Source organism: Pseudomonas sp. TNT3 (genome assembly GCF_010095445.2).
Lineage (GTDB): Bacteria > Pseudomonadota > Gammaproteobacteria > Pseudomonadales > Pseudomonadaceae > Aquipseudomonas.
Genome location: NZ_WFGV02000049.1, coordinates 1 through 25,841, shown reverse-complemented (window position 1 = coordinate 25,841; position 25,841 = coordinate 1). Strand labels below are relative to the sequence as shown.

23 protein-coding genes are annotated in these 25,841 nt (G+C 59.9%); 9 read left to right on the top strand and 14 right to left on the bottom strand.

Annotated elements, in window-relative coordinates; translation table 11 throughout:
- Nucleotides 1-18: 18 nt before the first annotated feature.
- Entirely contained in the window at nucleotides 19-2,625 is a 2,607-nt protein-coding gene (gene leuS, locus GBC55_RS23460; protein WP_162439937.1) for a leucine--tRNA ligase, read from the bottom strand.
- Between the two features lie 279 nt (nucleotides 2,626-2,904).
- Between leuS and GBC55_RS23455 the strand changes: the two genes are divergently transcribed.
- Both GBC55_RS23455 and GBC55_RS23450 read left to right on the top strand, forming a co-directional pair.
- Nucleotides 2,905-3,225, top strand: a complete 321-nt coding sequence (locus GBC55_RS23455; protein ID WP_162439938.1) for a hypothetical protein — start codon at nucleotides 2,905-2,907, stop codon at nucleotides 3,223-3,225.
- A 119-nt stretch (nucleotides 3,226-3,344) separates the two neighbouring features.
- On the top strand, nucleotides 3,345-4,106 hold the full coding sequence (locus GBC55_RS23450; protein WP_162439939.1) for a YdcF family protein: 762 nt from the start codon (nucleotides 3,345-3,347) through the stop codon (nucleotides 4,104-4,106).
- A gap of 74 nt (nucleotides 4,107-4,180) precedes the next feature.
- Here GBC55_RS23450 and lnt read toward each other — a convergent pair whose 3' ends face one another.
- The 5 genes from lnt to miaB all read right to left on the bottom strand — a co-directional run bounded on the left by lnt (nucleotide 4,181) and on the right by miaB (nucleotide 9,604).
- Nucleotides 4,181-5,704 carry an apolipoprotein N-acyltransferase gene (gene lnt, locus GBC55_RS23445; RefSeq protein WP_162439940.1) on the bottom strand — a complete coding sequence of 508 codons (1,524 nt, stop codon included), beginning with the start codon at nucleotides 5,702-5,704 and terminating at the stop codon, nucleotides 4,181-4,183.
- 8 nt (nucleotides 5,705-5,712) lie between these two features.
- Entirely contained in the window at nucleotides 5,713-6,552 is an 840-nt protein-coding gene (locus GBC55_RS23440; RefSeq protein WP_045062079.1) for an HlyC/CorC family transporter, read from the bottom strand.
- A gap of 5 nt (nucleotides 6,553-6,557) precedes the next feature.
- A complete protein-coding gene (gene ybeY / locus GBC55_RS23435; protein WP_162439941.1) occupies nucleotides 6,558-7,052 on the bottom strand; it encodes an rRNA maturation RNase YbeY in 495 nt (164 codons plus the stop codon).
- Entirely contained in the window at nucleotides 7,045-8,049 is a 1,005-nt protein-coding gene (locus GBC55_RS23430) for a PhoH family protein (RefSeq protein ID WP_162439942.1), read from the bottom strand. Before GBC55_RS23430 ends, ybeY begins: the two co-directional genes overlap by 8 nt.
- Nucleotides 8,050-8,275: 226 nt before the next feature.
- Nucleotides 8,276-9,604: a tRNA (N6-isopentenyl adenosine(37)-C2)-methylthiotransferase MiaB gene (gene miaB, locus GBC55_RS23425; protein ID WP_162439943.1), complete on the bottom strand. Its 1,329-nt coding sequence runs from the start codon at nucleotides 9,602-9,604 to the stop codon at nucleotides 8,276-8,278.
- A gap of 135 nt (nucleotides 9,605-9,739) precedes the next feature.
- On the opposite strand from miaB, the gene GBC55_RS23420 reads away from it, so the two are divergent.
- Nucleotides 9,740-10,069, top strand: a complete 330-nt coding sequence (locus GBC55_RS23420) for a DUF1820 family protein (protein ID WP_007894425.1) — start codon at nucleotides 9,740-9,742, stop codon at nucleotides 10,067-10,069.
- 63 nt (nucleotides 10,070-10,132) lie between these two features.
- Here the strand turns inward: GBC55_RS23420 and GBC55_RS23415 are convergent, their stop codons facing one another.
- The 4 genes from GBC55_RS23415 to GBC55_RS23400 form a co-directional block, all read right to left on the bottom strand.
- The gene (locus tag GBC55_RS23415; RefSeq protein ID WP_162439944.1) at nucleotides 10,133-10,681 is read right to left on the bottom strand and encodes a tetratricopeptide repeat protein; all 549 of its coding nucleotides are present in this window, start codon (nucleotides 10,679-10,681) and stop codon (nucleotides 10,133-10,135) included.
- A 225-nt stretch (nucleotides 10,682-10,906) separates the two neighbouring features.
- Entirely contained in the window at nucleotides 10,907-12,190 is a 1,284-nt protein-coding gene (hemL, locus tag GBC55_RS23410) for a glutamate-1-semialdehyde 2,1-aminomutase (protein ID WP_162439945.1), read from the bottom strand.
- 17 nt (nucleotides 12,191-12,207) lie between these two features.
- Complete coding sequence (gene thiE / locus GBC55_RS23405; RefSeq protein ID WP_162439946.1) at nucleotides 12,208-12,831, bottom strand: thiamine phosphate synthase; 624 nt, start codon at nucleotides 12,829-12,831, stop codon at nucleotides 12,208-12,210.
- 36 nt (nucleotides 12,832-12,867) lie between these two features.
- The gene (locus GBC55_RS23400; protein ID WP_162439947.1) at nucleotides 12,868-13,665 is read right to left on the bottom strand and encodes a hydroxymethylpyrimidine/phosphomethylpyrimidine kinase; all 798 of its coding nucleotides are present in this window, start codon (nucleotides 13,663-13,665) and stop codon (nucleotides 12,868-12,870) included.
- Between the two features lie 436 nt (nucleotides 13,666-14,101).
- Here GBC55_RS23400 and GBC55_RS23395 point away from each other — a divergent pair, with 436 nt between their 5' ends.
- The 4 genes from GBC55_RS23395 (at nucleotide 14,102) to GBC55_RS23380 (ending at nucleotide 20,586) form a co-directional block, all read left to right on the top strand.
- Nucleotides 14,102-16,477, top strand: a complete 2,376-nt coding sequence (locus tag GBC55_RS23395; RefSeq protein WP_162439948.1) for a hybrid sensor histidine kinase/response regulator — start codon at nucleotides 14,102-14,104, stop codon at nucleotides 16,475-16,477.
- A 74-nt stretch (nucleotides 16,478-16,551) separates the two neighbouring features.
- A complete protein-coding gene (locus tag GBC55_RS23390) occupies nucleotides 16,552-18,201 on the top strand; it encodes an acyl-CoA dehydrogenase family protein (RefSeq protein ID WP_162439949.1) in 1,650 nt (549 codons plus the stop codon).
- Between the two features lie 173 nt (nucleotides 18,202-18,374).
- Nucleotides 18,375-19,874 carry an AMP nucleosidase gene (gene amn, locus GBC55_RS23385; RefSeq protein WP_178114332.1) on the top strand — a complete coding sequence of 500 codons (1,500 nt, stop codon included), beginning with the start codon at nucleotides 18,375-18,377 and terminating at the stop codon, nucleotides 19,872-19,874.
- Between the two features lie 70 nt (nucleotides 19,875-19,944).
- A complete protein-coding gene (locus GBC55_RS23380) occupies nucleotides 19,945-20,586 on the top strand; it encodes a pseudouridine synthase (protein ID WP_162439951.1) in 642 nt (213 codons plus the stop codon).
- On the opposite strand, the gene GBC55_RS23375 is transcribed toward GBC55_RS23380, so the two are convergent.
- Nucleotides 20,581-20,790, bottom strand: a complete 210-nt coding sequence (locus GBC55_RS23375; protein ID WP_026077819.1) for a DUF2788 domain-containing protein — start codon at nucleotides 20,788-20,790, stop codon at nucleotides 20,581-20,583. The genes GBC55_RS23380 and GBC55_RS23375 overlap by 6 nt on opposite strands.
- A gap of 201 nt (nucleotides 20,791-20,991) precedes the next feature.
- Nucleotides 20,992-21,471: an Lrp/AsnC family transcriptional regulator gene (locus GBC55_RS23370; protein ID WP_007937367.1), complete on the bottom strand. Its 480-nt coding sequence runs from the start codon at nucleotides 21,469-21,471 to the stop codon at nucleotides 20,992-20,994.
- A 436-nt stretch (nucleotides 21,472-21,907) separates the two neighbouring features.
- On the opposite strand from GBC55_RS23370, the gene GBC55_RS23365 reads away from it, so the two are divergent.
- On the top strand, nucleotides 21,908-22,993 hold the full coding sequence (locus tag GBC55_RS23365) for a DUF6515 family protein (protein ID WP_162439952.1): 1,086 nt from the start codon (nucleotides 21,908-21,910) through the stop codon (nucleotides 22,991-22,993).
- Here GBC55_RS23365 and GBC55_RS23360 read toward each other — a convergent pair.
- Nucleotides 22,975-23,883: a cation diffusion facilitator family transporter gene (locus GBC55_RS23360; RefSeq protein WP_162439953.1), complete on the bottom strand. Its 909-nt coding sequence runs from the start codon at nucleotides 23,881-23,883 to the stop codon at nucleotides 22,975-22,977. The two genes, GBC55_RS23365 and GBC55_RS23360, sit on opposite strands and share 19 nt — an antisense overlap.
- Before the next feature lie 30 nt (nucleotides 23,884-23,913).
- Entirely contained in the window at nucleotides 23,914-24,333 is a 420-nt protein-coding gene (locus GBC55_RS23355) for a polyribonucleotide nucleotidyltransferase (protein WP_162439954.1), read from the bottom strand.
- A 110-nt stretch (nucleotides 24,334-24,443) separates the two neighbouring features.
- Between GBC55_RS23355 and hrpB the strand changes: the two genes are divergently transcribed.
- Nucleotides 24,444-25,841, top strand: a 1,398-nt coding sequence (gene hrpB / locus GBC55_RS23350) for an ATP-dependent helicase HrpB (RefSeq protein ID WP_247266983.1), incomplete at its 3' end; no start/stop codon positions are given.

Sequence of the window (25,841 nt, the reverse complement as noted above, 5' to 3'; positions counted from 1 at the left end):
CCTGGCGCCTGATCCAATTTAGCTGGCGACGATATTGACCAGTTTCCCGGGCACGACAATCACTTTACGAATGGTCAGGCCGTCGACAAAGCGCAGCACGTTCTCATTCGTACGGGCAGCGGCTTCGACTTCTTCGCGCGTTGCGCTGGCCGGCATTTCGATCTGGCCACGCAGCTTGCCGTTGACCTGGATCACCAGCGTCAGGCTGTCCTGCACCAAAGCGGTCTCGTCCAGCACCGGCCAACCAGCGTCGATCACGGGTTCAGCGTGACCCAGTTGATTCCACAGCTCGTGGCTGATGTGCGGGGTGATCGGAGCCAGCAGCAGCGTCACGGCTTCCAGACCTTCGTGAACCAGAGCGCGATCCTGATCGGTGCCTTGTGCGGCTTTTTCCAGCACGTTCATCAGCGTCATCACCTGGGCGATGGCCGTGTTGAATTTGTGGTTCTGGCCGACGTCGTGGCTGGCTTGCTTGATGGCCAGGTGGATCGAGCGGCGAACGGCTTTCTGTTCGTCGTTCAGGCTGGCAACGTCCAGTTTGCCCGGCAGGCCCTGGGTAACGTGCGCTTGAGCCAGACGCCAGACGCGCTTGAGGAAGCGGTGCGAGCCTTCCACGCCGGAGTCGGACCATTCCGCGCTCATGTCAGGTGGCGAGGCGAACATCATGAACAGGCGGCAGGTGTCTGCGCCGAACTGGTCAATCATCGACTGTGGGTCGACCCCGTTGTTCTTGGACTTGGCCATCTTCTCGGTGCCGCCGATTTCCACCGGCAGACCGTCTGCGATCAGCTTGGCGCTAATCACCTTGGCCTTGCTGTCGCGCTCGAGTTCGACGTCCGCCGGGTTGAACCAGGTGTAAGCACCGTTGGCTTCGCGACGATAGTAAGTCTCGGCGATCACCATGCCTTGGGTCAGCAGGTTCTTGAACGGCTCGTTGGAGCTCACCAGGCCTTCGTCGCGCATCAGCTTGTGGAAGAAGCGCGCGTAGAGCAGGTGAAGAATCGCGTGTTCGATACCGCCGATGTACTGATCCACTGGCAACCAGTGGTCAGCTGCGGACTTCTCCACCAGGCCGCCTTCATAGTGCGGCGAGGCGTAGCGGGCGTAGTACCACGAGGACTCGACGAAGGTGTCCATGGTGTCGGTTTCACGCTTGGCCGGTGCGCCACATTTCGGGCACTGGCACTCGTAGAACTCGGGCATGCGGGCCAGTGGCGAACCGGCGCCGTCCGGAACGACGTCTTCTGGCAGTACGACCGGCAATTGGTCTTCCGGGACCGGTACATCACCGCAGGTTTTGCAGTGGATGATCGGAATCGGGCAACCCCAGTAGCGCTGACGGCTGATGCCCCAATCGCGCAGGCGGAACTGGGTGCGCGAGGCGCCGAGTTCTTTCTTGATCAGCGCAACTTCCATGGCGTCGAAAGCGCCTGCGAAGTCGAGGCCGTCGAATTCGCCGGAATTGATCAGCGTGCCGTGCTCGCCGTACGCGTCCTGCCAAGGTGCCGGGTTGGTATCGCCGGAGCTGGTGCGCACCACGGACTTGATCGGCAGGTTGTACTTGGTGGCGAACTCGAAATCGCGTTCGTCGTGAGCCGGAACTGCCATTACTGCGCCATCGCCGTAGTGCATCAGCACATAGTTGGCGACCCACACCGGGAGTTTCTCACCGGTCAGCGGGTGCTCGACGAACAGCGAGGTCGGCAGGCCTTTCTTTTCCTGGGTGGCAACATCGGCCTCGGCCACACTGCCGCCTTTGCATTCAGCGATAAACGCTTGCAGCTCAGGGTTGTTCTGCGCGGCCAGGGTGGCCAACGGGTGTTCGGCGGCCACGGCCACGTAAGTCGCGCCCATCAGGGTGTCTGGACGGGTGGTGAAGACTTTCAGCGTACCGGCTTCGCCGATGGAATCGACGTTGTACGGGAACTGCACTTCCATGCCGCGGGACTTGCCGATCCAGTTGCGCTGCATGGTCTTGACCTGTTCAGGCCAGCCCGGCAGATCGTCGAGGCTCTCCAGCAGCTCATCCGCATACGCGGTGATCTTGAAGTAGTACATCGGAATTTCGCGCTTTTCGATCAGCGCGCCGGAACGCCAGCCGCGACCGTCGATCACTTGCTCGTTGGCCAGAACGGTCTGGTCGACCGGGTCCCAGTTCACGGTGCCGCTTTTCTTGTAGATCACGCCTTTTTCGAACAGGCGGGTGAACAGCCATTGTTCCCAGCGGTAGTAATCCGGCTTGCAGGTGGTCACTTCACGGGACCAGTCCACCGCCAGGCCCAGGCTGCGCAGCTGGGTTTTCATGTAGGCGATGTTTTCGTAGGTCCACTTGGCGGGCGCTACGTTGTTCTTCATGGCGGCGTTTTCTGCCGGCATGCCGAAGGCGTCCCAACCCATGGGTTGCAGGACGTTCTTGCCTTGCATGCGCTGATAGCGGGAGATCACGTCGCCGATGGTGTAGTTGCGCACATGCCCCATGTGTAGCTTGCCGCTGGGGTAAGGGAACATCGACAGGCAATAGAACGTCTCCTTGCCTGGCTGTTCACTGACTTCAAAGGACTTTTGCTCGTCCCAGAACGACTGGGCGGCGGCTTCGATTTCACGGGGCTGATATTGTTCGTGCATGGCTACTTTTGAACTGAATAGGGGTGGCCTAATCCTCTTCAATGCGACGCTGGACGGTGAGCACGCCAAATCGGCGTTTCGGTGTCCAGACGAGCTGGAAGTGGAGTTACAGGAAGCGCCGTAGCATACATGACCGCGCTCTACCGAGGGAAACCCTGATTGCTGCCGCAGGTCTTGTGAAACACGCTGCGAGGGCCGTTGGTCGCAGCACTCAGCTGGTTTGATCATGGAAGCTAAGCTCTAAATGGGGAGCAAGACTTATCTTCAATGAGGTGAGGGATGGTTGAGTCACAGCGAAAAGTCACAAAACCGGAGCTGTATGAAAGACTGATCGATCGTCTGGGGATGGCCCTGGACGCGGCAAAAACTGCTGACCGGCTGCGCGATGAGCGCCCCCTGGAGTTGGAACTACGTGGCCTGAGTCCTGCAGAGTTTGCACTGGTCAAAGCGTATCTGGACCGTAGTGAACGTGAAACACAGGGATGCTTGTCAGATGCAGTGAAGCAACTCGACGCACCACGTTCGGCCAAGATCATCTGGCTCAAGGACAAGGCACCTGGCAGGGACGCGGTAAAGGTCCGGTCTCTGCAATTCAAATAAGGGCACTTGAGGCGATGTCCCGACTGCTTTTTCAACTGTAGTTCAACGCACAGTCCTTTCGAATATGTTGTCGCAAGGCGTCAACGCACTTAGGCTTCGGGCATCTTTGGAGATGCTCGATGCCTTTTCGTTATTTCGTGAAACAACTTCTGCTGCCGCCCGGCATTCTTCTGCTGTTGCTGGTGCTTGCCTGGTGGTTCCGCCGCTCTAGACCGCGCTTTGCCGGCGTGTGTTTTGCGCTGGGCCTTGGCGGTTTCTGGTTGATGAGCTTGCCGGTCGTTGTGCAATGGAGCGCGAATGCCCTGGAGCGAATGCCCCCATTGGCTCGCGATGAATGGGCGACGCTTGGGCAGCGAGCGGACGCCATCGTGGTGCTGGGTTCGGGGCGCGAAAGGGGTGATCCGGCTTGGGGCTCGGATCAACCTACGGGCATTGGCCTGGAGCGCGAGCGTTATGCGGCGCGACTTGCCAAGGCCTCGGGGCTGCCGATTCTGACCAGTGGCGGATTGCACTACGGCACACCACCCAGTGAAGCCAAAATGATGGCCGATTCGTTATTGGATGATTTCGGCGTGACCGTGCGTTGGCAGGAAGGGCTCAGCCGCACGACTTGGGAGAATGCGCAGTTGAGTGCGCAGGTCTTATTGCCGCAAGGCATCAAGCGCGTGGTGGTCGTGACTCAAGCTGCCCACATGCCGCGATCGGTCTGGAGTTTTGAGAAGGCCGGGTTTGAGGTAGTGCCGGCGCCGGTTGGGTTTCTGGGCGGCGACAATGCCCGACCGTTGGGCGGCTGGATGCCGGAGTTCAAGTCGATCTGGCAGAGCGGCCAGTTGATGAACGAGGCGGTGGGGCAGGTGGGGTATTCGTTGTTTTACCGATAGGGTTGCGCAGCAGCCCTGAAATGGGCCTGCTGCACAGCGGGGATAAATCCCCTCGCCACAAATGCTCAGCAGTCTCAAACGGTCTTGGCTATCCGGCTCGCAATCAACGCCCAACCAAACAACAGCACGCTGACGATGACCAGTGGCCACGAGCGCCACTGCAAATACGGCGTCAGGTTGTGCATCGGCACCACTTCGCCGTACAGGATGCCGCGTTCGAATTGCGGGATCTGAGCGGTGATCTGGCCAAACGGATTGATCAAGCCAGTCACGCCGTTGTTCGTCGCACGGATCATCCAGCGGCCGGCTTCCAACGCGCGCATCTGCGCCATCTGCAAGTGTTGCAGCGGGCCGATTGACGTGCCGAACCAGGTGTCGTTGCTGATGGTCAGCAGCAGATCGCTACGCGCCGAAAGGCTGGCGGCGAAGTCCGGGTACACCACCTCGTAACAAATGAACGGGGCAATCTGATAGCCCTTCGCCTGCAACAGAGCCTGATCAGCCGGGCCTCGGGCGAAGTCTGACATCGGCAGGTCGAAGAAAGCGATCAGACCGCGCAGCACGTCCTGCAGCGGTACGTACTCGCCAAATGGCACGAGCTTCTGCTTCAGGTACGTACCGTCGCCTTCGCCGACCACGGTAATGCCGTTGAAAAAGCGTTTCTCGTGCCGGACTTCTTCGCGAATAGGTACGCCGGTAATCAACGCCGAATTACGTTCCGCCGCAAACTTGCCCATCATGGTGAGGTAGCCCTCGGCGGACTCCTTGAGCACCGGGACGGCCGTTTCCGGCCAGATCAGCAGGTCCACGCGCTTGGAGCTGAGGCTCATGTCGCGGTACAGGGCCAGTTGCGCGTTCAACTGCGCAGGGTCCCATTTCATGCTTTGTTCGATGTTGCCCTGAATTGCTGCCACGGTCAGTGGCGCGCCCGAGGGGCTGGTCCAGGCGTGTTCCTTGAGCGCCATGCCCGCCACCCAAGGTCCAATCAGCAGCACTGCGCCAGCAGCAATGAAGCCCTTGCGTCCGGTACGAACCAACGGCAACGCGTTGTAGAGGAGCGCGGCGGTGAGTGCCAGAGTGAATGAGATCAGCCACATGCCACCGAGTGGTGCAAGTCCGGACAAGGGGCCGTCCAGCTGGCTGTAACCGGAATAGAGCCACGGGAAACCGGTCAGGAACCAGCCGCGAAAGGCTTCCTGGCCGACCCACAGCGCTGCGAACGCCAGTGCGTCGGCCAGCGGAGCTTCGTTACGCCGCAGCCAGCGCGCCCAGATCCAGGCGGGCAGGGCGAAGAACCAGGCAATGGCCGCCGTGAAAATCAGCATCAGGAAGCCGGCGAGCAGCACAGAAGCACCACCGAAGTGGTGAATGCTGTAGTAGATCCAGCTGGTGCCGGCGCCAAACAGGCCAAAACCGTAACACCAGCCACGACCCAAGGCCTGGCGGGGATTCAGTTCGCGTAACCCGGCATAAAAGAACCCGACCGCCAGCAACGCCAACGGCCAGATATCAAACGGCGCCAGGGCCAGGGTAGTCAGTGCACCGGCCACCACGGCCAGCAGGTTACCGGGCCAGCCGGGGCGGGTTACGCGGGGCATGTCATTCCTTAACGGGCAATGGGCGTCAGGCGCAGCAGATGAATCCGACGGCTGTCGGCATTCAGGATGCGGAAGCGATAAGGGCCGATCTCAGTGATTTCGTTGCGTTTAGGCAAGTGCCCGAACGCGCTCATCACCAAACCGCCGACGGTGTCGAACTCGTCGTCGGAGAATTCGCTGTCGAAGAACTCGTTGAAGTTCTCGATCGGCGTCAGGGCCTTGATCAGGAAATCACCGCTTGGCAGCGGCTTGATGTAGCTGTCTTCTTCGACGTCGTGCTCGTCTTCGATGTCGCCGACGATCTGTTCCAGCACGTCTTCGATGGTCACCAGACCGGCCACGCCGCCGTATTCGTCAATGACGATGGCCATGTGATTGTGGTTGGCGCGGAACTCACGCAGCAGCACATTCAGGCGCTTGGACTCTGGCACGAACGTGGCCGGGCGCAGCAGGTCCTTGATGTTGAAGCTGTCGCCGTTCTCCTTGAGGATCAGCGGCAGCAAGTCCTTGGCCAGCAACACGCCCATCACGTCATCGTGGCTTTCGCCGATCACCGGGTAGCGGGAGTGGGCCGAATCGACCACGGCAGGCAGGAACTCGCGAGGGGTCTGGGTCGCCTTGATGCTGATCATCTGCGAGCGCGGAACCATGATGTCCCGTACTTGCAGGTCAGCCACCTGAATGGCGCCTTCGACAATGGCCAGCGCTTCGCTGTCCAGCAACTTGTTTTGGTGTGCATCGCGCAGTAGCTCAAGCAGCTCCTGGCGGTTTTTCGGCTCGTGGGCAAAAGCCTGGGTGAGCTTACCCAGCCATGACTTCTGCCCGTTGCTCGATCGATCTTCGCTCATAGCGATTACTCTGAATCCTTTGTTGTAACGATAGGGGATGTTTCAATTTCGTCGTCCGCGTATGGGTCCGGATGACCCAGTTCGGCAAGCAACGTTCGTTCCAGTGCTTCCATTTCTTCGGCTTCGTCGTCATCTATATGGTCGTAACCGAGTAGATGCAAGCAGCCATGAATCACCAGATGCGCCCAGTGGGCCTTTAGTTCCTTGCCTTGTTCAGCCGCTTCGCGCTCGACCACCGCCACGCAGATCACCAGATCGCCCAGCAGTGGAATGTCGAGGAATTCGTCTGGCACATCGGCCGGAAACGACAGGACGTTGGTGGCGTAATCCTTTTGCCGCCAGGTGTGGTTGAGCTCCCGGGCTTCTTCTTCATCGACCAGGCGAATGGTCATTTCCGAGTCGGCTGTGCGCTGGCGCAGGGCCAGTTCGCACCATTGGCGGAACTCGGCTTCGCTCGGGGCAGACGCTTGGGTAGCCAGTTGCAGATCAAGCTCAAGCATCGCGGCGGCTGTCCTTGGGGGCTTCGTCGGCCACGCGATTTTCGAAGCGCTCGTAGGCTTCGACGATGCGTTGCACCAATGGATGGCGCACTACGTCTTTGGGCTTGAAATGGGTGAAGCTGATGCCCGGAACGTCTTTCAACACTTCGATGACATGGTGCAGCCCGGACTTGGTGCCTTTCGGCAGGTCGACCTGGGTGATGTCACCTGTGATGACAGCCGTCGAGCCGAAACCAATCCGCGTCAGGAACATCTTCATCTGCTCGACGGTGGTGTTCTGGCTTTCATCGAGAATGATGAAGCTGTTGTTCAGGGTCCGGCCGCGCATGTAAGCCAGCGGTGCAACTTCGATCACCTGGCGCTCGATCAGCTTGGCGACGTGTTCGAAGCCGAGCATTTCGTAGAGTGCGTCGTAGAGCGGGCGCAGGTACGGATCGATTTTCTGCGACAGATCGCCAGGCAGGAAGCCGAGCTTTTCGCCCGCTTCAACCGCCGGACGCACCAGCAAAATGCGGCGGATCTGCTCGCGTTCCAGCGCGTCTACCGCGCAGGCAACGGCCAGATAAGTCTTTCCGGTACCGGCCGGGCCGATGCCGAAATTGATGTCGTTACCGAGAATTTCCTTCACGTAGCGCAGCTGATTCAAGCCGCGAGGGCGAATCATGCCTTTCTTGGTGCGCAGGGCAACGGAGGGTTCGGACGGGGAAACGTTGTCCAGCTCTTCGACGGCCGATTCCTGCAGGAACAGGTGAACCATGTCCGGCGACAGCTCGGTACCTTTGGTTTCCCGGTACAGGCGGCGCAGGAGGTTTTCCGCGGAGGTGGTGTGCTTGGGGTCGCCGATCAGTTCGAACTGGTTTCCGCGGTTGCGGATCTCGATGGTCAGGCGCTGTTCGATCAAGCGCAAATGCTCGTCGAATTGCCCGCACAGATTGGCGAAGCGGCGAGCCTCAAAGGGCTCGAGCATGAAACGATGTGGTTCGATGGGTGCGTTCAAGGTCGTATTTAGCCGCCCTGGGGCAATTAAGATGAAATCAAGGATAACGCCAGTGGAGCAGGTGCGAAAGCTCTTAAATAAGCGCCTGATTTTGACGCTTTGACTGTGGCGAGGGGATTTATCCCCGTTGGGCTGCGTAGCAGTCCTGTTTTTTGGGGCTGCCTCGCAGCCCAACGGGGATAAATCCCCTCGCCACAAAAAGTTCGTACCGCAAATTCGTGCGGTGCTATTGGATCAACGAGCCCCGCAGCGAGTGCGGCTGCGCGGCATCGATGTGCACGTCGGCGAACTGGCCGATCAAGGTTGGATTGTCGCAGCGGAAGTTGACGATCCGGTTATTCTCGGTCCGGCCTTGCAGCTCGCCAGGGTCTTTTTTCGAGTAATCGGTCACCAGGATCCGCTGGATCGAACCGACCATCTGTCGGCTGATCTCGAAACCTTGCTGGTTCAGGCGATGTTGCAGCGCATTCAGGCGTTCTTTCTTCAGCGCTTCCGGGGTCTCGTCCGCCAGATCAGCGGCCGGGGTGCCCGGGCGCTGGCTATAGACGAACGAGTAGGAGAAGTCGAAACCGACGTCTTCAATCAGCTTCATGGTCTGTTCGAAGTCTTTTTCGGTCTCGCCCGGGAAACCGACGATAAAGTCCGAACTGATGCAGATCCCTGGCACAGCCGCGCGCAGTTTGCGCAGCTTGGACTTGTACTCCAGCGCCGTGTGGTTGCGCTTCATCGCCGAGAGAATCCGGTCGGAACCCGATTGCACCGGCAAATGCAGGTGTTTCACCAGTTCCGGGACATCGGCGTGGGCCTGGATCAGGCTGTCGGAGAATTCCAGCGGGTGCGAGGTGGTGTAGCGGATGCGATCGATGCCATCGACAGCGGCGACAACCCGAATCAACTCGGCCAGATCAGCCAGGCGACCATCATGGGTGTTGCCACGGTAGCCGTTGACGTTCTGACCCAGCAGGGTCACTTCGCGCACGCCGTTCTCGGCGAGGTGGATGATCTCGGCAATCACGTCGTCGAACGGGCGGCTGACTTCTTCGCCGCGTGTATAAGGCACGACGCAGAACGTGCAGTACTTGCTGCAGCCTTCCATCACCGACACATAAGCGCTCGGGCCATCAATGCGTGGCTCGGGCAAATGGTCGAATTTTTCAATTTCCGGGAACGAGACATCAACTTGCGGGAGCTTGGTGGCGCGCGCGGCTTCGATCATTTCCGGCAAACGGTGCAGTGTTTGCGGGCCGAACACCACGTCGACGTACGGCGCGCGATCGCGGATGGCGGCGCCTTCCTGACTGGCCACGCAACCGCCGACGGCGATCACCATGTCCGGGTTGGCCAGTTTGAGTTCGCGCCAGCGGCCGAGCTGGGAATACACCCGATCCTGGGCGCGTTCGCGAATGGAGCAGGTGTTCAGCAGGATCACGTCGGCATCTTCAGCGCGAGCGGTGACTTCCAGGGCCTGGTGTTCGCCCAGCAAGTCGACCATGCGCGAGCTGTCGTACTCGTTCATCTGGCAACCGTGGGTTTCGATGTAAAGCTTCTTGGCCATGGACAGAGTCATCACGTGATTCAAAGAACCGCGCATTATAGGGAACATGTTCCAAGGTTCCTACCGCTGTGCGTCCGGCGGCTATGCTATAGTTCGCGCCCTCATTTTTATCCCCCGATGTGTTGCTCGCCCGCCATGACCAAACGTGAAGCTCCAATCTACAAGGTGATTTTTCTTAACCAGGGCCAGGTGTACGAAATGTATGCCAAGCAGATCTATCAAAGTGATCTGTGGGGCTTCCTGGAAGTGGAAGAATTCGTCTTTGGCGAGCGCACGCAAGTGGTCGTCGATCCGAGCGAAGAGAAGCTCAAGGCTCAGTTCGAGGGTGTAGTTCGCAGTTTTGTGCCGATGCACTCGATTGTGCGCATCGATGAAGTGGAACGTCTCGGTACGCCGAAAATCAGCGAAGCCCGCGGCGCGGTCGGCAATGTCATGCCGTTCCCGATGCCGATGCCTGAGAAGTAACAGAAAGCTGACAGAGCTCTCTTCTGGTCACAGAATCCCCTCAACACAATGGTCGAGTCGGGATCAAGGCAGCGGCGAAAACGGCGTACGCCCGTCCGCGCTTTGCAATTCCATCAGGTATTTACGAAAGATCTGCCCGAGCACCTGAGTGGCAACCTCAAGTTCTTCGCGCGGCATTTTCTCGGCCACTTCATCCGCGGTGTCCAGCGCATCTTCTGCGCCATTGACCGCCGCCATCTTCAGCACGATATACGCCTGAACATTATTGGCCGTCACGCCTTCACCGTGGAAGAACATGGTGCCGAGTTTGAATTGCGCCTGGGCATGGCCTTGCAGCGAGGCTTTTTCGAAATAGCTCAGGGCTTTATTGAGGTCGCGCGGCGCATTTTTGCCGTCGTAGTAGAACTCACCCAACTCGTATTGTGCCTGCGCATCCCCTTCATCCGACGCCTTCTGGCAGGCAGCGAGGGCCTGTGCCAGATCTTGCGGCTGAGTATTGAGGGTGCAACGACCCATCGCTGGGATTAACAACGAGTTGCCGCCTGCTTGTACAAGCAAGGGCTGAAGGAGCAACAGGCAGCCCAATGCAAGGGCGCGGCCGGTGCGGTTCATGGGAATCGACTTACCTCTGAAGGGCACGCGGACCCATCGAGGGGATCCAATAAGCGCGCATTATGAAATAAGCAGGGCCAACCTTACAAAGTCTTTACTCGTTTTTCTGCTGCACGGGGAATATATCGCCCACTTTATGGGTGATTCCTGGCAGATGAGTAGGAAAATGGGCACGGATGTAGGTGAAAGCTGACGCTGGCACTCGCCAACGTCAGCGGCACTGCGTTATTTCAATGCAGCGAATGCGCGTTCGGCGGCATCCAGCGTCAGTTTCAACTCGGCTTCGCCATGAGCGATCGAGGTGAAGCCGGCTTCGAATGCACTCGGCGCCAGGTACACACCACCTTCCAGCATCAGATGGAAGAAGCGTCCGAACAGTTTCGCGTCGCTGGACATCACATCATCGAAGGTCACGATGTCGTCGGCACCGCTGAAGTACAGACCAAACATGCCACCTGCCTGGGTCGTCACGAACGGAATGCCTGCTGCATCGGCGCGCTGTTGCAGACCATCGAGCAGACGGCTGGTGTAGTCAGTCAATTCTGCGTGGAAACCAGGGCGGCTGATCAGGCGCAGGGTGGTCAAACCGGCCGCCATCGCCAGCGGGTTACCCGACAATGTGCCGGCCTGATACACAGGGCCCAGCGGTGCGATGTGCGACATGATTTCACGCTTGCCGCCAAAGCAGCCCACCGGCATGCCGCCGCCGATGATCTTGCCGAAGGTCGTCAGGTCCGGCGTGACACCGTAGTGCGCCTGCGCGCCGCCGAGGGCCACGCGGAAACCGGTCATCACTTCGTCAAAAATCAGCACCACACCGTGCTTGTCGCACAATGTGCGCAGGCCTTCGAGGAAACCGGGGGCCGGAGGCACGCAGTTCATGTTGCCGGCAACCGGCTCGACGATGATGCACGCTACGTCCTGGCCGACGTCGGCGAGCATCGTTTCGACCGCTTCGATGTCGTTGAACGGCAGGGTGAGTGTGTGTTTGGCAAATGCTGCCGGCACACCGGCCGAGCTCGGCACACCTTGGGTCAGCGCACCGGAGCCGGCTTTTACCAGCAAGCTGTCGGAGTGGCCGTGATAGCAGCCTTCAAATTTGATGATGCTGTCGCGACCGGTGAAACCACGGGCGAGGCGAATGGCGCTCATGGTCGCTTCGGTGCCGGAGCTGACCATGCGCACCATTTCCATCGACGGCACGAGCGAGCACACCAGATCAGCCATCTGGGTTTCCATTTCGGTCGGTGCGCCGTAGGAAAGCCCGTGTTCAAGTTGCTTGCGCACGGCGTCCAGCACGTCAGGGTGGCTGTGGCCGAGAATCATCGGGCCCCAGGAACCGACGTAATCCACATAACGCTTGTCGTCTTCGTCAGTGACGTAGGCGCCTTCAGCGTGTTTGAAAAACAGTGGCGTGCCACCCACGCTCTTGAACGCGCGAACAGGCGAATTCACGCCGCCGGGAATGTGTTTCTGGGCGTTGGCAAACAGGGTTTCGGAACGAGACATGATCGGGCTCTCAAAAATCAGGATTTGAACAATTCGTTAAAGGCGCGGGCGCGGCGGGTCACTTGCGCCGTATTCTCGGCACCAAACAGACCGTGAACGACCGCCAGCAGATCGGCCCCGTGGGCAACCAATGGCGCGGCGTTTTCCAGGGTGATACCGCCGATGACGCAGATCGGCAGGTGCAGTTTGCTGCGGGCCTGGTCGAGCAGTTCGAGATCGCACGCCGGCGCGCCGGGTTTGGTACTGGAGTTGAAAAAGCGGCCGAAGGCGACGTAACTGGCGCCTTCCTTGGCCGCTTGTTCGGCAAGATCGAGTTGGGCATGACACGTCGAACCAATGATCGCCGAACGACCCAGCAGGGCGCGGGCCGGGGTCAGTGGGCCGTCGGTCTGTCCCAGGTGGACGCCGACGTTCAGGCGCGCAGCCAATTCGGCATCGTCATTGATGATCAGCCGGGTCTTGTAGCGATCGCACAGGTCGCGCAGGGCTTCGGCCTCACGCAGACGGCGGGCCTCGTCGCTGCTCTTGTCGCGGTACTGCAGCAGGGTGAGACCGCCTTCCAGCGCCGCCTCCACATACGACAGGAATTTCCCGGCCAGCAACTGGCTGTCGGTAATGGCGTAAAGGCCACGTAATTTCATCGGACAAGCCTCACCGCATTACTAACCAATAGGAAGTTACGAGCAGAAATCCAGCGGTAGACGCCGCGGTACGAACTGCCCTTTACCCAACTGCTCTGCATCGCGCAGGGTGCGCCACGTGTAGTTAAGCGCGGTCTGCACAGCGCTGACGAGGTTTTCACCCAGGGCCAGACGACCGGCCAGTGTGCTCGCCAATGTGCAGCCCGAACCGTGGTAGCTACCGGGCAGGCGCTGGCAGGTAAACGTCTTGCGAAGCCCGTCGCGGCTGTATAGACGGTTGTGGATGTCCTGTTCATCGCCGTGACCGCCAGTGATCAACAGGTGTTTGACGAACGGCAGGAGTTTTTCAGCGCACTCGTCCGCGGTGCCTTCCGGCAGTTCGGCGAGGATGCGGGCTTCGGGAAGGTTAGGGGTGGCAATGATTGCCAGCGGCAGCAAGCGCTCGCGCATGGCGTAACCGACTTCATCCTTGCCAAGTCGTCCTCCGCCACCTGCGCGCAGCACCGGGTCACAGACCATCGGCAAATGCGGGTGCGCCTGAAGCAGTTCGACGACGGTGTCGACCATTTCCAGAGAACCGAGCATGCCCAGTTTGACGGCGGCGACTTCGGAATCGTCGAGCACGGCATTGGCCTGGGCCAACACCCATTCGCGGTCGAGGACGCGGAAGTCAGTGACGTTGACCGTGTTTTGCACGGTCAGGGCGGTGACGGCCGGAGCCGCATGACAACCCTGCGCGAGCAAGGCTTCGATATCTGCCTGCAAGCCGGCGCCACCACTGGGGTCGTGGCCGGAGAGACAGAGGACAACGGGGCGAGAGCTGTAGATATTCATGGTGCGCGAGCTTACCACCAGTCGACCCATCAGTCATGAAGGTCCATTTGGCTCAAGACGACACCTGCGTCAACCACCGTCCTGTGGCAGCTGGCGAAGCCTGCGTTCGACTGCGTAGCAGTCGCCTATACGTCACCCGCGATCTAACCGAAACACTGTGGAGGGCGGTATTGCGACTGCTGCGCAGTCGAACGCAGGCTTCGCCAGCTGCTACAGGGGGCCAGGGCGTATAGCCTGGCAAACAGTTATTTTTCGATGTTTTTCGCTGAAACGCCCGTGCTAGAGCCGTTGTACGAATTTTTACAATGGTGTTCAAAGGCCATCAACGCCATGCTAGAGTGGATCCAAACCAATAACAGGTAATACCGGTTTTACGTCTACTCAAAAGGAATGAGGGGCTTCCTTGGATAACCGGAGCGGCCACGCTGGGGCTTAAATGCGCTATTTGCTGATGTTGCTGCTTTGCTTGCCCCTTTTGGCGAGCGCAGTCGAGTTCGACGAGTCCACCCAAAGCCTGCCATTGGGTCGCGCCTTGCAAGTGTTCGAAGACCCGAGTGGTCAGGCGACCATTGCCGACGTACGTGCGCAAGCGGCGGCCGGAAACTTCAAACCCCACGATAAAGACACCTTGAACGCCGGTTATTCGCGTTCGGTGTTCTGGCTCAAAATCGACCTGCATTACCGGCCGCATGATCCGGCTGCGCAACGGACCTGGTTACTCGAATTGGCCTATCCGCCCCTCGATCACCTTGATCTGTACTTGCCCGATGCTGCCGGCACCTACCAGTTGGCCCGACAGACGGGTGACGCATTACCGTTCGACAGTCGCGAAATTCGCCAGAACAACTATTTGTTTGATCTGAACTTCACCCCGGACCAAGTGCAAACCCTGTACCTGCGTCTGCAAAGTGAAGGCTCCATTCAGGCCCCTGTCACGTTGTGGTCGAGCACCGCGTTCCTCGAAGAACAGCCTCTGCGCCTTTATGTACTTGGGCTGATCTATGGCGTATTGCTCGGGATGCTGGTCTACAACCTGTTCATCTATCTCAGCGTGCGCGACACCAGCTACCTCTATTACATTTTCTACATCGCCTCGTTCGGCCTGTATCAGCTGTCGGTGAACGGTGCGGCGGTACAGTACTTCTGGCCGAACAACCCCTGGTGGGCCAACGCTTCGACACCGTTCTTCATTGGATGTGCCGGTCTGTTTGGCAGTCAGTTCGCCCGCAGCTTCCTGCAGACGGCGGTGCACAGTCGCTGGCTCGACCGCTTGCTGTTGGCACTGGTGACGTTTGGGGCGGTGGTGGTCGGGCTCTCATTGATGACCAGTTACGCCCTGGCCCTGCGGTTGGCGACGGCGCTGGCGCTGACCTTCACCGTGGTGATTTTCGCAGCCGGTATTTTCGCCTGGGTCCGCGGACTGCGCGTCGCGCGTTATTTCATCATCGCCTGGTCGGCTTTTTTGCTCGGCGGCATCATCAACACCTTGATGGTGCTGGGTTACCTGCCGAATGTTTTCCTGACCATGTATTCCAGCCAGATCGGTTCGGCGATCGAAGTGGCGTTGCTGTCCCTGGCCCTGGCTGACCGCATCAATTCCATGCGCGAGCAGCAGGCACAGACCCTGTTCGATGCCGGTCAAAAGCTCGAAGTACTGAACCAGCAACTGGCGCACAGCAACCAGCTCAAGGATGAATTCCTCGCCACCCTGACCCATGAACTGCGCACGCCAATGAATGGTGTCATCGGTTCGCTGGAGTTGATGCAGACCGTCGAGATGGATCAGGAGCTGGCGCAGTATCAGCAGACAGCCGCCGGGTCTGCGCGCGACATGATGCGCATGGTCAACGGCATCCTTACCCTGACTGAATTGCAGGCCGGCAAACTGAAGGCCACTGCGTCGTCATTCAGCCTGCGCAGCGTGGTTGAAGCCCTGCGCGTGCAGTTCGAAGGCAACGCGTTGAGCAAGTCTCTGGATTTCAAAGTGGATATCGCAACCGGATTGCCAGACCGGTTGCACGGCGACAGCGCCAAATTGACCCAATGCCTGGAATGCCTGCTGGACAACGCGATCAAATTCACCCGGATTGGCGGGCTGGCACTGCGAGTGACAGGCAAACCTGCAGAGCCGGGTCGATTGGCGCTCTCGTTCGCCGTGATCGATACCGGCATCGGCTTCACCGATTTGGGCGAAGCAACGATGTACCAGCGGTTTTTCCAGCTCGACGGCTCGATGACGCGCGAACACGGCGGTCTGGGTGTGGGGCTGGCGATCTGTCGGCAACTGGTCGAATTGCTCGGTGGACGGCTCACTCATCGTTCCGAACCAGGGCGCGGAAGTCGCTTCCAGCTCGACGTCGAGTTCGAACTGCCGGAAATAGAGCCGCCAATGCAGGACCGTCATTTCCCACGCCTGCGTTTGCCTCGCGATTGCACGGTGTTGGTGGTGGATGACAACAGCATCAACCAGCTGGTGATGCGCGGCATGTTGCTCAAACTCGGGTTCCAGGTGCGTACCGCCGACAATGAAGCTGCAGCGATCGATTACCTGCAGCGTGAAACTTTTGATGCGGTGCTGCTGGATTGTCAGTTACCTGCCTCTGACGGTATCTCTGTCTGCTGCCAGATTCGGGCCTTGCCAGGCTGTGCGCAATTGCCCGTCTTCATGCTGGCGCTGAGCAATGATCGGGAGCGCTGCCCAGCTGGCGATTTGATCGATTATCTGAGCAAGCCGGTGAAATTCGAGGTGTTGCAAGCAGCCCTCTATCGTCGTGTGCTCAGTCCGCAACAAGGCGAAAGCGCCGGCAGTTAGGCGGATATGACACTTTGATCGGCCATGGGGCGGTGCTTAACTAAACCCCTTGGCTGACCCAAAGGAGCCCCGTCATGAACTTGCATCAGTTCGCCGAAACCCACGAAGTCACCAACCAGCCCCCGTCGCTGGACGGTACCAACCTGTACCGCATCGACCTGACGTTGCAGGAGTGGTCGCGGCGGTTTGGCGCGGGTTGGGCCGAGTCGCGAATCGACGCGTATGGCGCATTGGCCGGCGGGCCGCTGATGGAAGCAGGGTTTCTGGCCAATCAGAACAAACCGGTGTTTGTCAGTCATGACCGTTACGGCCATCGCATCGACCTGGTGGAGTTTCACCCGGCCTATCACGAGTTGATGCGCACAGCAGTCGAACACGGATTGACCTCATTGCCTTGGGCGCATCCACAGGCCGGTGCCCATGTTGCTCGCGCGTCGATGACCTATCTGCACAGCCAGGCCGAAGCCGGCAGCGGTTGCCCGCTCACCATGACCTTCGCCAGCGTTCCGGCGATGCGTCTGCAGCCGGACCTGGCGGATCAATGGCTGCCTAAAATCCTCGCCACCGAATATGACCCGCGCAACGTCGGCATGGCCCACAAGGCGGGTGTCACCATTGGCATGGCCATGACCGAGAAGCAGGGCGGCACGGATGTTCGGGCGAACACCACCAAGGCTTATCCGGTCGGCGCGAGCGGTCCGGGCCAGGCCTATGAACTGGTGGGGCACAAGTGGTTCTGCTCGGCGCCCATGTGTGATGCATTCCTGACGCTGGCCCAGACCGACAAGGGACTGACTTGCTTTCTGCTGCCACGGCATCGTCCGGACGACACGCGAAACCAGTTCTACATACAGCGCCTGAAGAACAAGCTCGGCAATTGTTCCAACGCGTCCAGCGAAGTGGAGTTTCGGGGAGCGCTGGCCTGGATGGTCGGCGAAGAGGGGCGCGGCGTGCCGACCATTATCGAAATGGTCGCCATGACCCGTTTCGATTGCATGGTCGGTTCCAGCTCGCTGATGCGTCAGGCCCTGACCCAGGCCAGCCATCACTGCGCTCACCGCAGTGTCGGTGGCAAACTGCTCAGCGAGCAGCCCTTGATGCAGAACGTCCTGGCCGACCTGGCCCTGGAAAGCGAAGCGGCCCTGGCCTTGAGTCTGCGCATGGGGCGCGCGCTGGACCATCTGGACGACGGCCATGAAGCGAAATTCGCCCGACTGGTGACCGCGGTGGGCAAGTACTGGATCTGCAAACGCGCGCCGGCGATGATCAACGAAGCGGCCGAATGCATGGGCGGCGCGGGTTATGTCGAGGAAAGCATCCTGCCGCGGCTGTACCGTGAGGCGCCCGTGAATTCGACGTGGGAAGGCTCCGGCAACGTGCAATGCCTCGATGTGCTGCGCGCCTTGTCGAAAGAGCCGGGCGTGCTTGATGTGCTGTTCAGCGAGTTGGGTGACGGCCATGGCGACAAGCGTCTGGCCGCGCACATCAACCAATTGCAGGCGGCGTTCAAGGACACCGGCGACATTCAATACCGTGCGCGGCAGCTCACCGAGGACATTGCGTTGGGGTTGCAGGCCAAGCTGTTGCTGGAGGCCGGCAATGCCGCGGTCAGTGACGCATTCATCGCCAGCCGGCTGGGTTCGGCGGGGCGGGTGTACGGTGCGTTACCACGGGGTCTGGATGTGGAAGCGATTGTGGCGCGTTCGACTCCGCAAAGGTTCTGACCACCAAAAACCTATTGTAGGAGTGAGCCTGCTCGCGATAGCGGTGTGTCAGTCAACACAATTGTTGGCTGACACGCCGCTATCGCGAGCAGGCTCACTCCCACAATGGATCTGCGCTGGACTTGGCATTTGTGTTGAGGCCACTGTTCCCGTGAAGCACCGATACAGGCAAGATGAAGCTCTGCAAGTCAGAACACAGGATGCTGATCGTGACCGAAGCTTTTATTGTCGTTCAAACCGCCGAGCAAGCCGTGGACCGGCTTGCGCTCTTGCACAATCGTGCAACCACCGCGCTGAACCAGGCGCTCAAGCGTTACCTCAAGGATCGTGTCGAGCCGGATGCCGAACAGCGTGCGATGTTTCGTTATCCTGAGCTGCGCCTGACCTATCACTGCCAGGGCGAAGTCCCGCAAACCACTCGCGCCTACGCCAAGGTTCAACTGCCAGGTACCTACAGCGTCACCGTGACTCATCCGGCCGCCTTCCGTAAGTACTTGCTGGAACAGCTCGTTCCCCTGATGCACGACTTTACCGTGACCGTGGAAGTCGGCGTCAGTCAGCAGAACATTCCGTATCCATACGTCGTCGAGCAGGGCGATGAGCTGGCCGGTTCCGGCGTAACCGCCGCCGTGCTGGCGCGCGTGTTCCCGAGTACCGACCTGTCCGCCGCTACCGACGGTATTGCCGATGGTTTGTACGATTGGGAAAACACCGATCCGTTGCCCCTGGCGCTGTTCGATGCGGCACGGGTGGATTTCTCCCTGCGTCGTCTGGTGCATTACACCGGCAGCGACTGGCGTCATGTGCAGCCGTGGATTCTACTGACCAACTACCACCGTTATGTCGACCAGTTCATCGTCCATGGCCTGGAACAGTTGCGCAGTGACCCGCGCTTCGTACGAATGGTCCTGCCGGGCAATGTGATCATCGAAAAGAGCATGGACCACGGCGAAGCCTCGGCGATTGCCGCAGGCGTTGTCTGGCATCGTTACCAGATGCCGGCCTATCACCTGATCGCCAGCGATGGCCATGGCGTGACGCTGGTGAACATCGGCGTCGGCCCGTCCAACGCCAAGAACATCACCGATCACCTGGCCGTACTGCGCCCGCATTGCTGGTTGATGATCGGCCACTGCGGCGGCTTGCGTCAGTCCCAGACCATCGGCGACTACGTCCTGGCTCACGCCTATATGCGTCGCGACGGGATTCTTGACCGGGTCGTGCCGCCCAACATCCCGATTCCCGCCCTCGCCGAAGTGCAGATGGCCCTGCAGCAAGCGGCGGCGAACATCACCGGTGAGAAGGGCGACGAGCTGAAGAAGCGTCTGCGCACCGGCACCGTGTTGACCTACGACGACCGTAACTGGGAACTGCGCTGGGCTCAGGAGCGTCCGCTGATCAACCTGTCTCGCGCCGTGGCGGTAGACATGGAAAGCGGCACCATCGCCGCCCAGGGTTATCGTTTGCGGGTGCCCTATGGCACGTTGCTGTGCGTCTCGGACAAACCGCTGCACAGCGAAATCAAGTTGCCGGGATCGGCCAACGCTTTCTACGAGCGCGCGGTCAGTCAGCACTTGAAGATCGGCATCGAGGCGGTGGATTTGTTGCGCACCGAACTCAACTCGCTGCACTCACGCAAACTGCGTAGCTTCGACGAGCCGCCGTTCCGCTGATTTGCCGATGGTTATTTAACGGTCGGGCTACTAGCATTAGCAGCCCTGACCGTTAGATGTTCATTTCGCCATGCCCCGTCCACCTCGTCCTGTTTCACACCGCCCTGGCGTGAAGCCTGCACCATCCTCCTCAGCCCCTCGCCGGGTTGCCAAAGCGCCGCCTGCCGAGCCGAAACTGATTCTGTTCAACAAACCTTTTGATGTGCTGACGCAATTCAGCGACGCAGAAGGGCGCGCGACGCTCAAGGATTACATCGATGTTCCCGGGATTTATCCGGCAGGACGCCTGGACCGTGACAGTGAAGGCTTGTTGTTGCTGACCAACGACGGACAGCTTCAGGCACGCATCGCCGATCCGAAACACAAACTGGCCAAGACCTACTGGGTGCAAGTGGAAGGCGAGCCGAGCTCCGAGCAGTTGCAGCGTTTGCGCGATGGCGTTGAACTGAACGACGGCATGACCTTGCCCGCCGAGGCACGGCTACTTGAAGAGCCAGAATTGTGGCCACGCCACCCGCCCGTACGCTTTCGTAAAAGCGTGCCGACGAGTTGGCTGGAGTTGGTCATCCGCGAAGGTCGCAACCGCCAGGTGCGGCGCATGACCGCGGCCGTCGGATTGCCGACATTGCGGCTGGTGCGGGTCAGGATCGGTAACTGGACGATCGAAGGGCTCGATCAGGGCCAGTGGAAGGAAGTGCCCGCGCGCTTATAAGGCGCCGGATTCAATCAGGCCGATCACGACGCTTTTGATGATGAACGCAGCCACGCCCAGGCCCAGCACGAAGAACAGAATCATCGAGCCGAAGCGTCCGGCCTTGGACTTTTTCGCCAGATCCCAAACGATGAAACCCATGAAAATGATCAGGATGGAGACCAGGCCGGTCATCATCCACTCTTCGAATACTGCAGGATCCATCGAACATCTCCAGCGCGGGCGGGGCTAATAAGGGCGGGGGCGAGTATACGCCAGGGGGATTGGCGGAGCATTGTGTGGCGAGGGGATTTATCCCCGTTGGGTTGCGCAGCGACCCCAGTATTGTCTAACAGCGCTACGCACTGGAACGGGGTGGTGCGGCATTCCGATAAATCCCCTCGCCACAGAAAACACACACACCAATCAGCTGCGCAGATGAGTCAACGGCAACTCAGTGCTGTTCAACACCTGATTCAACACAAAACTCGACCGCACGCTCGTCACGCCTTCAATCCGCGTCAGATGCCCCAGCAGCAATTTCTGATAGTGGTCCATGTCCGGCACAACGACCTTCAGCTGATAGTCGGCATCCATCCCGGTCACCAGGCTGCATTCAAGCACCTGGGGCAAGGTGCGAATCGCGGCTTCAAAGTTTTCGAACCGCTCAGGGGTGTGGCGATCCATGCCGATCAGCACGTACGCGGTCAGGCTCAGGCCCAGCATCTTGCGATCCAGCAAAGCGACCTGGCGCGAGATGTAGCCGTCGTCTTCCAGTTGCTTGACCCGACGGGAACAGGGCGAAGGCGACAGGCCGATGCGTTCGGCCAGCTCCTGATTGGAGATGCGCGCGTCACGCTGCAATTCCGCCAAAATGCTCAAGTCGTATCTGTCGAGTTTGCTCATCAGTCAGGCCTTTGTCATAACTATTGCGGCGGATTATCTATCCAGGGTTAAAAATTGCGCAAGTGATGTTTAATTCAGCAATCTTCGCAATCCTCTGCCGGCGTCACGAGCCTATTCTTATCACCAGAATCACTGCTCGGACAAACAGTCCAGTGCGGCTCGCCCAATCAGGCCAGCTGCGGTCGCCACCCCCACAGGGGATGTGCCGGCCCCCGAGCTACACACTGTCCAGAAGACGGCGTGAGGTGAGCCGACGTCAAAAGCGTCGAGCACGGACGAAGTTCTCAAAGGGAGGCCGACGGGTCTCCCTTTTCTTTTGCCCGCTATTTATCGCCAGCCCCTCAATAAATAAGTTGCGTGACTGATAACCTGTCGCAGAACCGGCCTGTGCTTTCCCAGTCTTATGTACAAGCCCTAACCCGCAGTGAGGAAAAGCATGAAGTCGCGCATCTGGCAGTTGGCCGGTGTTGGTTTGCTGTGTATCAGTGTCACTGCGCAATCGCTGGCCGATGACCCGCCAAACCACGGCCCCGATGGCGGGCAACGCGGGGGTGACGGCCGTCAGGGCAACAATCAGGGGCATGGTGGCAACAATAACCAGCAGCGCCCGCAGAACAATCCTCAACAGAATAATCAGCCGCATGGGCAGAACGCTCCGCAGCAGAATCAACCGCGCCCGCAAAACAACGAGATCATTCGTGGCGACAACAGCCGTCAATTCGAACAGAACGGCCAGCATCAGAACGGGCAAAACCGTCCGCAACCCGACTACAACAGCCGGGTTCGATCGCCACCTCCGCCGCCTCAGCTGCCAGCCAATGATCTGCCGATACAGGGCCGGCCCGACAGCGTGCGCCAGACTCAGCAGCCGCAGCGTGGTTACTACCAGGATGTTCCACAGCGCAACAATAACAACCAGCACTGGCAGGCGGGCGGTCCGGGATCACGTCCCGATGACCATCGCTGGCCGGGTCGTCCGGATGGCCACGGCAACGGTTGGGGCCCAGGACCACAGTATCGTCCAGGTCACGTGATCGACCGCTTCCCGGACCGTGATTATCGAGTGCCTTACGGTGGTCGGGATTACTTTTATTCCGGTGGCTACTGGTATCGCCCGCAGGGACCGCGTTATGTGGTGGTGCAGCCACCGCGTGGCATTCGCGTCAGTTACCTGCCCGACTACGCACGGGAAGTGTGGATTGGCGGTTCGTTGCTGTTCCTGGCGGCAGGTTCGTACTACGCCTATCAGGAGAACACTCAGGATTACGTCGTGGTCGAGCCTGCGGGCCAGCCGCTGCCGCAATCGGCCAGCAACAGTTACGACGTGGAAGCGTATCCGGCGAATGGGCAGCCACCAGAAGTGGTCAATCAGGATGGCTACGAGTGTTATCGATTCGCCGTCGAGCAGAGCGGCTTTGATCCCCGTGCCGACACCTATCAGCCAGACCCGTCGGCCGTGCAAGCGTACCGACAGGCCCAGGGCAACTGCCTGAGCAGTCGCGGTTACCGGGTAACGTTCTGAGCCCGGGCGGCCTGCACCACTTCCTGCGGGTCGGCGTGCACCAGCACTTCGGCTTTGGGGTAGACGGCATGAATGGCATCGGCGGCCTGGTCGCTGATGCCGTGGGCGACTGACAGGGTCAGGTCCCCCGGCAACTCCAGGTGCAGTTGCACAAACCACTGGTTGCCGGAGACCCGCGTGCGCAAGTCATGCGCACCCAGAACGCCCGGCACGTTGCAGGCCAGTTCGAGCATGTGCTGGCTGACATCCGCCGGCAGCTCTTCGTCCATCAGCACGGTAAAGCTTTGCCGGGCGATCTGAATCGCGCTCCAGAGTATGTAGACGGCGATGCCCAAGCCAAACCACGCATCCACCTGATGCCAGCCAAATCCTGCCAGTATCAGTGCCACCAGAATGCTGCCGTTGAGCAGCATGTCCGAGCGGTAGTGCAGCGAGTCGGCGTGCACGGCATTGGAGCCGGTCGCCTTGACGACCCGGTGCTGAAGGATCAGCAGCGCCAGGGTCAGCCCCAGAGAGAAGATAATCACTCCGATGCTGATCCAGGGCGCTCCCACCGGCTCCTGATTTTTTAACCGCTCAAACGCCTGCAGGGCGATCAGCACCGCACTGCCGCCAATGAACAGCGCCTGAGCCATGCCCGCCAGTGATTCAGCCTTGCCATGCCCGTAACGGTGATCGTCATCCGCCGGGCGCAGGGCGTAATGCACCGCCAGCAGATTGAGCAACGACGTCACACCGTCGAGTGCCGAGTCGGTCAGGCCGGCGAGCATGCTCACCGAACCACTCAACCACCAGGCAATCGCTTTGGCGACGATCAGCGTGCACGCCACCGCCACCGAGGCTCGGGTCGCCAGCCGCAACAGGCGGGCGTGTTCTGCGCTGGAGATCATGAGTCCGGCGATTCCTTTCAATACAGGTTCTTAGGCGGCAGGTTGCAGACCGAACATGGCCAGTTGCTGGGTGCTGCCCTTGTGCTGGATCAGGCGTGGGTCGTCCAGCGGGAAGCTGCGGCCCAGTTCGGTTTCCAGAATAGTCTGCAATTTGCGGTTATCGACCTTGCCGTCAGCGCCGATGGCTTCCTGAAGTTTTTCCGGTGCCACCTGGGCCGTCTTGCCCGGTTCGAAGTAAATCGCGCCGGTGGCGAAGTCGACGGCAAATGCGATAAGCCCGGGAATGACATAGAACAGCAAACCGACGGCATCGAGCACAGCAATGGCCGGGTCGATCTTGCCGTCGATCTGCCCGCGGCGATCGGGGTAGAAGATCGATCCGCACGCGGTGACTTGTGTCAGCAGAGTCGCCACCAAAACACCGCCAATCAGGCGAAAGGGAACACGCATGGGAAACCTCCTTGGGTCATCTGGAAACGAAGCGTCGTCGGTATGAATTAGGACCGTGATAAACGCGATGCAGTTCGCCGTTATACTCGCCGCTCTGTTTTGGAGCCAGCATGATTTCTTTACCGATCGATGATGTTTTACCCGCCCTGCGTGAAGCCCTGGCTACACGCCACGAAGCTGTGCTCGAAGCACCGCCCGGCGCTGGTAAGACGACTCGCGTTCCCTTGGCCTTGCTCAACGAGCCATGGCTGGCCGGGCAGACCATTCTGATGCTTGAACCGCGTCGTCTGGCGGCGCGGGCAGCGGCGGAGCGTCTGGCCAGCGAGCTGGGCGAGAAGGTCGGCGAAACCGTGGGTTATCGTATTCGGCTGGACAGCAAGGTAGGCCCCAACACCCGCATCGAAGTGGTCACCGAAGGCATTCTGACCCGGCGCTTGCAGGACGATCCTGCACTGGAAGGCGTAGGCCTGCTGATCTTCGATGAATTCCACGAACGCAGCCTCGACGCTGACCTGGCATTGGCCCTGAGCCTGAACGGCCGGGAGCTGTTCCGCGATGATCAACCGCTGAAAATCCTGTTGATGTCGGCAACTCTGGAAGGCGAGCGTCTGGCCGGATTGCTCGATGACGCACCGATCCTGCGCAGCGAAGGCCGCATGTACCCGGTGGCGATGCGTTGGGGGCGGCCGTTCCAGCCCGGTGAATTCATCGAGCCGCGGGTGGTGCAGACCATTCTCGAAGCATTGAACGATGAAACCGGCAGTGTGCTGGTGTTCTTGCCGGGGCAGGCGGAAATCCGTCGGGTGCACCAGCAGTTGATCGACGCGCTGGGTGATCACACGCCGGTACTGCTTTGCCCTTTACACGGTGAGCTGGACCTGGCTGCGCAGCGCGCTGCCATTGACCCCGCGCCTGCGGGCAAGCGCAAAGTGGTCCTGGCAACCAACATCGCCGAAACCAGCCTGACCATCGACGGCGTGCGCGTGGTGATCGATGCAGGGCTGGCACGGGTGCCGCGCTTCGATCCCGGCAGCGGCATGACTCGCCTCGATACTCAACGCATCTCCCGCGCCAGTGCCACTCAACGCGCGGGCCGGGCCGGGCGACTGGAGCCGGGTGTGTGTTATCGCCTGTGGTCCCAGGATCAGCACGAACAGCTGGCGGCATACGCCAGCGCGGAAATTCTTTCAGCGGACCTTGCCGGATTGGCGTTGCAACTCGGGCGCTGGGGTGTGGTGCCGACGCAACTGGTTTGGCTCGACGTACCGCCAGCTGCAGCCTATGCACAAGCGCAGGACCTGCTCGGCCGCCTGGGTGCCTTGGAGGGTGAGGCGTTGACCCGTCACGGCCAGGCCATGGCCGAGCTGCCGGCGCATCCGCGTATCGCGCATTTGTTATTGCGTGGCCAGGCGCTGGGCTTGGCGGACATGGCTTGCGATGTCGCGGCACTGCTCGGTGAGCGGGACATCTTGCGCGGTGCCGGAGCGGATCTGCACAGTCGGCTGGTG

Coding starts and splice junctions, on each gene's coding strand:
- leuS (WP_162439937.1), bottom strand. CDS start 2,625: ATGCACGAACAATATCAGCCCCGTGAAATCGAAGCCGCCGCCCAGTCG.
- GBC55_RS23455 (WP_162439938.1), top strand. CDS start 2,905: ATGGTTGAGTCACAGCGAAAAGTCACAAAACCGGAGCTGTATGAAAGA.
- GBC55_RS23450 (WP_162439939.1), top strand. CDS start 3,345: ATGCCTTTTCGTTATTTCGTGAAACAACTTCTGCTGCCGCCCGGCATT.
- lnt (WP_162439940.1), bottom strand. CDS start 5,704: ATGCCCCGCGTAACCCGCCCCGGCTGGCCCGGTAACCTGCTGGCCGTG.
- GBC55_RS23440 (WP_045062079.1), bottom strand. CDS start 6,552: ATGAGCGAAGATCGATCGAGCAACGGGCAGAAGTCATGGCTGGGTAAG.
- ybeY (WP_162439941.1), bottom strand. CDS start 7,052: ATGCTTGAGCTTGATCTGCAACTGGCTACCCAAGCGTCTGCCCCGAGC.
- miaB (WP_162439943.1), bottom strand. CDS start 9,604: ATGGCCAAGAAGCTTTACATCGAAACCCACGGTTGCCAGATGAACGAG.
- GBC55_RS23420 (WP_007894425.1), top strand. CDS start 9,740: ATGACCAAACGTGAAGCTCCAATCTACAAGGTGATTTTTCTTAACCAG.
- GBC55_RS23415 (WP_162439944.1), bottom strand. CDS start 10,681: ATGAACCGCACCGGCCGCGCCCTTGCATTGGGCTGCCTGTTGCTCCTT.
- hemL (WP_162439945.1), bottom strand. CDS start 12,190: ATGTCTCGTTCCGAAACCCTGTTTGCCAACGCCCAGAAACACATTCCC.
- thiE (WP_162439946.1), bottom strand. CDS start 12,831: ATGAAATTACGTGGCCTTTACGCCATTACCGACAGCCAGTTGCTGGCC.
- GBC55_RS23400 (WP_162439947.1), bottom strand. CDS start 13,665: ATGAATATCTACAGCTCTCGCCCCGTTGTCCTCTGTCTCTCCGGCCAC.
- GBC55_RS23395 (WP_162439948.1), top strand. CDS start 14,102: ATGCGCTATTTGCTGATGTTGCTGCTTTGCTTGCCCCTTTTGGCGAGC.
- GBC55_RS23390 (WP_162439949.1), top strand. CDS start 16,552: ATGAACTTGCATCAGTTCGCCGAAACCCACGAAGTCACCAACCAGCCC.
- amn (WP_178114332.1), top strand. CDS start 18,375: ATGAAGCTCTGCAAGTCAGAACACAGGATGCTGATCGTGACCGAAGCT.
- GBC55_RS23380 (WP_162439951.1), top strand. CDS start 19,945: ATGCCCCGTCCACCTCGTCCTGTTTCACACCGCCCTGGCGTGAAGCCT.
- GBC55_RS23375 (WP_026077819.1), bottom strand. CDS start 20,790: ATGGATCCTGCAGTATTCGAAGAGTGGATGATGACCGGCCTGGTCTCC.
- GBC55_RS23370 (WP_007937367.1), bottom strand. CDS start 21,471: ATGAGCAAACTCGACAGATACGACTTGAGCATTTTGGCGGAATTGCAG.
- GBC55_RS23365 (WP_162439952.1), top strand. CDS start 21,908: ATGAAGTCGCGCATCTGGCAGTTGGCCGGTGTTGGTTTGCTGTGTATC.
- GBC55_RS23360 (WP_162439953.1), bottom strand. CDS start 23,883: ATGATCTCCAGCGCAGAACACGCCCGCCTGTTGCGGCTGGCGACCCGA.
- GBC55_RS23355 (WP_162439954.1), bottom strand. CDS start 24,333: ATGCGTGTTCCCTTTCGCCTGATTGGCGGTGTTTTGGTGGCGACTCTG.